Source organism: Pseudoalteromonas atlantica (assembly GCA_007988745.1).
Lineage (GTDB): Bacteria > Pseudomonadota > Gammaproteobacteria > Enterobacterales > Alteromonadaceae > Pseudoalteromonas > Pseudoalteromonas atlantica.
Window position 1 is genome coordinate 1 of sequence record BJUT01000120.1, and the last position, 1,208, is coordinate 1,208.

A 1,208-nucleotide genomic window follows, 5' to 3' on the forward strand; every position below is an offset into this window, starting at 1 on the left:
TAGATACCATCTCTCATTTTAAGCTTCAAGGTCGTACTTAACTTTCTTGGAGCTTAAACTCTTCTTGGTTTTTTATTACACCAAAACATATATGAATGAGCTTTCTCATATTCGCACATACAGCTTGCATCGGTGTTTTACCGTTATTTATTAATGTTAACTTGTGTCGTTTTATTCTTTTATTCCATTGCCCAGCGACAATGGCTGCCATGTAGAGTTTACAGCGAATTCTGGCTGGCCCAAGTTTACTGATTGTTGTTCGCCCTTTTAATTTACCCGATTCATTGTGCCGTGGGATTAATCCACAATAAGCTGCTGCTTCTTTGGCTTTATTAAACTTTTTAGCCGCAAACAAATATGTCAGCTCTCTCGATAATACATGCCCAATGCCAGGTATAGACTCTAGTAGTTTCCTGTTTCTTTTTAAACCAGGCTCATTATCTATGTGATCATCAATGTCAGATTTAAGCTGTTTAATTTCGTCATCTAAAAATGCGATAGTCACTTTTATCGATTGGCGAACACGTGCTGAAACGTTGCTGAATTCACTTGCTTCTAATCGGTTAGCTTCTCGTTGCCGGTTACTCTCAAGCGCATCTAAACGACGGATAAGAGCTTTAAGCTCTCTAACTTCTAACGCTTCAGGTTGCCAATAATCAACGACTGCGTGCTTTGCACAGCCGTAGTGGGCAAGCATCGTTGCATCAGATTTGTCTGTTTTATGAATTATGTTTAACGCGTCAGCATACTTTTTCGCTTTGCCTGTATTCGCTAAAATAATATTAAAGCCTTGCTCATGTAAAAAATACATCAGTGCTTCATGATAAACACCCGTTGGTTCGAGGGTGATAACGAGCTCACTAGCAACGCTTTTAGTTGTATTTAAAAGCCACTTTTCTATTTTCTCAAAGTCTTGATGCTTGTTTTTAAAGACTTTTGTTTTAATCTTGTTTGTAGGCTGGTCTCTCAACCACGATAAATCAACTTTCTCTTTACTAATATCAATGCCGATAAACATCATCTCTACTTACTCCCCTTGTACATACAGCATCTACTTAAATAAAAGTGTGCTTGGATACCATTCAGTTTGTGAGAATAGAAAGTCAGGGCTTTATCTACGGAGCAGTATTAAATACTAGGCGCAAAGGCAAGCTCACTGACTTCGATGTGATAAATGATAGCTAATCATTTATCAACGAGAGATACAA

Annotated in this window: 1 protein-coding gene; it reads right to left on the reverse strand. The window is 38.0% G+C overall.

Translation table 11 applies throughout. From position 1 onward, the window contains the following. Positions 1 to 37 precede the first annotated feature (37 nt). Complete coding sequence (locus PAT01_RS19960) at positions 38 to 1,021, reverse strand: IS110 family RNA-guided transposase (RefSeq protein ID WP_138580059.1); 984 nt, start codon at positions 1,019 to 1,021, stop codon at positions 38 to 40. Positions 1,022 to 1,208 lie beyond the last annotated feature (187 nt).